This window comes from uncultured Fenollaria sp. (genome assembly GCF_934202865.1).
GTDB lineage: Bacteria > Bacillota > Clostridia > Tissierellales > Peptoniphilaceae > Fenollaria.
Map to the genome: position 1 here is coordinate 1 of NZ_CAKPYL010000064.1, position 6246 is coordinate 6246.

The following is a 6246-nucleotide window of genomic DNA, read 5'->3' on the forward strand; positions in this document are numbered from 1 at the left end:
GGCTTTAAGTACATGAATAATGATAAGCTCATCTTTGATTTATTTAGTGATCAAAGCTTATACGAAAGGATTAACAGCCTTTATGGTTATGATACAGCCATAAATATGAAGGAAGTTAATATTGAGAACGATAAGTTTAAGATTAGAGGCTATATATCTAATAATCTTCTATATAGAAGCAATAAAAAGAATCAGCTTTTATATATTAATAATAGAACTGTTAAGAATGATGCTATAAACAAGGTAATTAATGAAGCTTACAAATCTACTATACCTTTAAATAGATTCCCTGTATTCTTCTTGTTTATAGATATAGACCCTAGTATGCTTGATGTTAACATACATCCAGCTAAAACTGAGGTTAAGATACAAGATATGGATGAGCTATTAGTCTTACTTAATTCAAATCTAAAGCGTATAATAAACAATGATGTTGAGCTTAAAATAGCATTTTCTGATAAAAAAGATGAGAGGGAAGAGGAGACTAAGCTTAATATAGTTGAAAAAGACGAAGAAGATAGCGAAGATGCAGTAAGAATTACTTATGAAAATGACATTAGTGCTCAAGATAAGGAAGTTTATGCGAAATCTAATAATACTGAGTATGATAATGAATTTATAAGTAACGAACGCAATGATATAGATCAAAATAATGCAGATATACCAGTCTTTGATGCTGACGAGTTCACAAATGAAATAAATTTATTACAAGATAGAAATAAAGATATTAAGATGCCTTCACAAGAATATGAAGAGATATTAATATTTGATGATGAATCTAAAGATGATAACAATAAAATAGTCATGGATGAGATCAATATACTTGATGCTTATAAGATTGAAGGCGTTTTATTCAATACCTTCATACTTCTTTATGACTATAATAACGAATTTGTTGTAATGATAGATCAACATGCAGCTCATGAGAGGATTTTATATGAAGAGTTCTCTGAAAAGTTCAAGAATTCTAAGGTAAATTCACAATATATTGAAGGCGTAAGTCCAATAAAATTAACAGTTAATGAAGAAGAAACTATAAAAGAAAACATGGATTTACTTAATAAGTTTGGTTTTACTATAGACATATATCCTGATCATAACGTTGTTGTAAGAAGCATTCCAATAATATTTGGTGGTAATTACAGTCTTGACTTAATTAAGGATATAATCGGTATATTAGATGAAGAAAAGACTAATATCTATGACTATAAAGTTGAAAAGATTATGAAATACGCTTGTAAAAACGCTATTAAGGCTGGAGATAAGATTTCTAATATTGAAATTGATAAGCTTATAGAAGACCTTAAGAAGTGCAAGTATCCAACAACTTGTCCTCATGGTAGACCAAGTATGATTATACTTAAGAAGAACATGATTGAAAAGATGTTCTATAGGATACAATGATGAAAGAAAAAATCATAGTTATTTCAGGACCAACTGGTATTGGTAAATCGAAGGTTGCCGTTGAGCTCGCTAAAAAGCTTGTAAACGCTGGAATCATCTCATCTGATTCAATGCAGATATATAAAGAAATGAGCATAGGAACTGCAAAAGTCACTGATGAAGAAATGTCTGGCATTAAGCATCATATGATAGACGAAGTCAGCATTCATGATAATTTCTCAGTTTACGATTATCAAAAGAAGGCAAAAAAGCTAATTAGTGATATGAATAAGCGCGGCACAATCCCCATAATCATAGGCGGAACGGGTCTATATATCAATTCCTTATTATATAAGCTAGACTTTAGTAGTGAAGCTGAAGATAAAGAGCTTAGAGAAAAACTTAACAAAGAAGCAGAACTATATGGCAAGGACTATTTATATAATAAATTAAAAGAGCTTGATCCAGAATATGCTGAAAAGCTTAGTGTGAATGATAGTTTCAGGATAATTAGAGCTTTAGAGGTTATATACAAAAGCGGCAATAAATACAGCGAAGAGAACAAAAATTTTAGAGAATACAATGATGAATACGATAAGCTAATATATATACTTCAAACAGATAGAGAGCTTTTATATGATAGAATCAACAAGAGAGTTGAAAAGATGCTTGAAGCTGGTCTATTAGATGAAGTTAAAGATATTATCAAAGACATGAACGATGAAGAAATCGCTTCAAATAGAGCTCTTCTTGCTATTGGTTATAAAGAGCTTATAAGCTATTTGCAAGGTGAAATTACTTATGAGAGAGCTATTGAGCTAATAAAGCAAAAATCTAGGAACTACGCAAAAAGACAATTAACATGGTTTAGGCGTGAAAGTGAGGCAAATTTCATTGACGTAAACTTTGACGATATATACAAAACAGTTAATACAATATACAATGACATAATAAAAAGGTGGAAGAATGAATAATATTTACAAAAAATACGATTTATCAGATGCTGTCATAAATTTAGTTAATGACGCAAGTGATGAATTAAGCGAGACATACAAAGAGTATGAAAAAAATAAAGAGATTAATCAAATAAAAGTTATACATGCTATGCAAAAAAATAATCTGGCTGCATCAGATTTTTATTTTGCTACTGGTTATGGTTATGGTGACATCGGTAGAGACAAAATTGAAGAAATTTTCAAAGACATCTTCAATTCAGAAGATGCTTTAGTAAGAACTTCTATAGTTTCTGGTACTCATGCTATATATATAATGCTTTCCTCGGTTTTAAACCATGGGGATGAATTTATATACGTAACTGGCACTCCTTATGACACTATACAAAAAAGTATAGGCCTAGTTGGCGATTTAAAGGACTCATTAATGAAAAAAGGTATAATGTATAGCCAAGTTGATCTAAAAGGCGCTACGATCGATTTTGAGGCCTTAGAATCGAAAATCACAAAAAACACCAAAGCTATAGTAGTGCAAAGGTCAATTGGCTACGAATTTAGAAAGGCAATCAATCTTCACGCAATAAAAGATGATATGCTTAAGTTTAAAGAGAAGCATCCAGACATAGTTATAATGTATGACAATTGTTATGGTGAATTTACCGACAGTATTGAGCCAACAGATATTGGTGCAGATATTATAGCTGGATCGCTACTTAAAAATCTTGGCGCTGGTATAAGTTTAGGTGGCGGCTATTTAGTAGGAAGAAAAGATCTTATAGAACTAGCTGCAGACCGTTTATATGCACCAGGTCTTGGTAAAGAGCTAGGCTTATCTTACGGCACGCTTAGAACGACATTACAAGGCTTATACATGTCGCCACGAGTAGTATGTGAAGCTCTTAAGACGCAAAGCTTATTCTCATATGTATTCACAAAGCTTGGCTTTGAGTGCACTCCAGAGTACAATGAGCACAAATCAGATATAGTTTGCGCAATAAAATTCAAAGATCCAGATATACTTATTAAGTTCTGTAAATCAATACAAAAGGCAGCTTGCGTTGATTCATTCTTAACACCAGAGCCTTGGGACATGCCAGGCTATGAGAACAAGATAATTATGGCGTCAGGAAGCTTTATAGATGGTTCATCCATAGAAATATCAGCTGATGGACCTATAAGAGAGCCATATATAGCTTATTTCCAAGGATCAATGTCCTTAGAGCAAGGTAAGTTAGGACTTATGATAGCCTTACAAGACCTAGTAGACGCAGGGAAGATATCATTATAATAAAATATAAGCAAAATAAAAGTATTAGAGCGAATCTAATACTTTTTTCTATTGGCCAATGGATTATTTTCTATTGATTTTTTAAGAGTGCTATTATCAAGATGGGTATATATCTGTGTTGTAGCAACTGATGTGTGACCAAGTATCTCTTGCAAGGACCTTATATCTACTGAGCCATATTTATACATAAGGGTAGCGGCAGTATGTCTTAATTTGTGGACTGTAAACTTGTTTTTGTCAAGGCCAGCCTCAAGTAAGTACTTATCAAACATGTACTGAACAGCGCGGTTTGACATACGAACCTTCTTTTGAGAGATGAATAGGGCGTGTTTATCACTTTCTTTAACATCTTTTGGTCTTACTTCAATATAGTCCTTTATTGCACTAAATGTAGCATCGTTTAAATATATTTGTCTTTCTTTATTGCCTTTACCAACGACATTGATGTATCTATCCTCATTAATAGAGTCTAAATTAAGGCTAGTAAGCTCAGATATACGTAGACCACAGTTTAAAAACAGCATAATTATAGCATAGTCACGATTGCGCATTTCGTTATTTTCGTTCTTCATAATGGTATTTAATAGCGTTTCGCATTGATTAAGACTTAAGTATATTGGTAGACGCTGATCAATCTTAGGCATTTCTAACTCATTAGCAACGTTATTATCGATTAGATTAACCTTCATTAGGTAAGCGTATAAAGCATGGACTACAGCAGCTTTTCTATATTTACCATAGTTAGTATTGTCAAGATCTTCATCAGCGTAGGATATAAAAGCATATAGATCATTAATTTGTAGCTTTTTGATGTCATCAATAGTAACAGCTGTATAATAATATTCATCGTTTTCATCTAAAATTTCTAAACGAATAGCGACAAAGTTAAGGAAAGATTTTAAGTCATAATAATAACTTTGAATAGTATTAGGAGACAAACCCTTAACAGATTTTAAATATCCTAAAAAGTCTTTTATATAGTTAGGATCGTTTTTTTGTGTAATTGCCATATATTTGAAGCCCCTTTCGATATTATGTATTTATGTCACTAAATTTATATTTAGCGACATTTTATCTAAATTTATTATACCACCCTTTTATATAAATGTCAAAGCTTTTTTAATAAATATTGATTTATTATTGCAATTTATATAATTTCATTATTATATTTTTATCATCATTTCTATATAAATATTTATTGCAAATAAAAAATGTGTAGACTTTTTATCTACACATTTTATTTAAATACTATTTTGCATAATCAGTACTTCTTGTTTCTCTAATGACAGTAACTTTTATTTGACCTGGATATTCCAAATTTTCTTCAATTTGCTTAGCAATATCGCGGCTCATTAAAAGCATTTTATCTTCATCTATAACTTCAGGTTTAACCATTATTCTGATTTCTCTACCAGCTTGTATAGCAAATGATTTTTCAATACCCTCAAATGAGTTTGCTATACCCTCTAGTGTTTCTAGCCTCTTGATGTACGATTCTAATGTTTCTCTTCTAGCACCTGGTCTTGCAGCAGATATTGCGTCTGCAGCTTGAACGATAACAGCTTCAACTGTTGTTGGCTCTTCGTCACCATGGTGTGATGCGATGATGTTTAGAATTTCTTTATTCTCCTTATATCTCTTGCAAGTATTTACACCTATCTCGATATGGCTTCCTTCCATTTGTTGATCAATGGATTTACCTATATCGTGTAGTAAACCTCCTCTTCTGGCAAGCCTTATGTCTGCGCCTAACTCTTCAGCTATAGTTGCTGATAGTTTAGCTACCTCTATAGAGTGCTCTAGGACATTTTGACCATAGCTTGTTCTAAATTTAAGTCTACCTAATAGTTTTACTAGTTCAGGATGTAAGTTACGTACGCCGGCTTCGATAACGGCTCTTTCACCTTCTTCTTTTATAACTGTCTCTACCTCGACCTTAGCTTTGTTGACCATCTCTTCAATCCTAGCTGGATGAATTCTTCCGTCAGCTATAAGTTTTTCTAAAGCAATTTTGCAAATCTCTCTTCTAATTGGGTCAAAACTTGATAATACTACTGCTTCCGGTGTATCGTCTATGATTAGATCTACTCCGGTTAAAGTTTCTAATGTTCTTATATTTCTACCTTCTCTACCGATGATTCTTCCTTTCATCTCGTCATTTGGCAGGTTAACAACATTAACACTAACTTCAGTTACATAGTCAGATGCATTCTTTTGAATAGCGTCAGCTATGATTTCTCTAGCATTCTTTTGTGCTTCTTCTTTAGCTTCATATGTAGCTTGTCTGATATAAGTAGCACACTCATGAGTCATTTCCTTTTTAACTTCATCCAAGATAATGTCTTTTGCTTCTTGGGTACTCATTTTGGAAACGCGCTCAATTTCTTTTCTTCTTTCTTCAATTAATTGTTCAACTTCTTCTTCTTTCTTGCTTAGAGAGTTCATCTTATTCTTAAGTTGTTCTTCCTTCTTTTCATAAGATTGTGTTCTCTTGTCAAGATTTTCTTCTTTGTTGATCAATCTTTTTTCCGATTTTTTCAGTTCGATTTCTTTTTCTTTTGCTTCTTTGTCGAGGTCATTTCTTAGTTTGTGAATTTCTTCTTTGGCTGATAGTATCTTCTC

Annotated in this window: 5 protein-coding genes; 3 read left to right on the forward strand and 2 right to left on the reverse strand. The window is 32.3% G+C overall.

Going from position 1 to position 6246, the window contains the following annotated elements; all coding sequences use genetic code 11:
• From mutL to Q0E71_RS06230, 3 genes are all read left to right on the forward strand, one after another.
• Positions 1-1404 (forward strand): DNA mismatch repair endonuclease MutL (gene mutL / locus Q0E71_RS06220; protein WP_294797071.1); only part of this gene is annotated, 1404 nt, incomplete at its 5' end.
• Positions 1404-2357 carry a tRNA (adenosine(37)-N6)-dimethylallyltransferase MiaA gene (miaA, locus tag Q0E71_RS06225; RefSeq protein ID WP_294797074.1) on the forward strand — a complete coding sequence of 318 codons (954 nt, stop codon included), beginning with the start codon at positions 1404-1406 and terminating at the stop codon, positions 2355-2357. The genes mutL and miaA, both read left to right, overlap by 1 nt.
• The gene (locus Q0E71_RS06230; RefSeq protein ID WP_294797076.1) at positions 2350-3624 is read left to right on the forward strand and encodes a methionine gamma-lyase family protein; all 1275 of its coding nucleotides are present in this window, start codon (positions 2350-2352) and stop codon (positions 3622-3624) included. Before miaA ends, Q0E71_RS06230 begins: the two co-directional genes overlap by 8 nt.
• Before the next feature lie 35 nt (positions 3625-3659).
• Here the strand turns inward: Q0E71_RS06230 and Q0E71_RS06235 are convergent, their stop codons facing one another.
• Together Q0E71_RS06235 and rny are read right to left on the reverse strand one after the other, a co-directional pair.
• Positions 3660-4634, reverse strand: a complete 975-nt coding sequence (locus Q0E71_RS06235; protein ID WP_294797078.1) for a tyrosine recombinase XerC — start codon at positions 4632-4634, stop codon at positions 3660-3662.
• Positions 4635-4872: 238 nt separating this feature from the next.
• The coding region (rny, locus tag Q0E71_RS06240; protein WP_294797080.1) for a ribonuclease Y at positions 4873-6246 on the reverse strand (1374 nt) is incomplete at its 5' end.

Coding starts and splice junctions, on each gene's coding strand:
- miaA (WP_294797074.1), top strand. CDS start 1,404: ATGAAAGAAAAAATCATAGTTATTTCAGGACCAACTGGTATTGGTAAA.
- Q0E71_RS06230 (WP_294797076.1), top strand. CDS start 2,350: ATGAATAATATTTACAAAAAATACGATTTATCAGATGCTGTCATAAAT.
- Q0E71_RS06235 (WP_294797078.1), bottom strand. CDS start 4,634: ATGGCAATTACACAAAAAAACGATCCTAACTATATAAAAGACTTTTTA.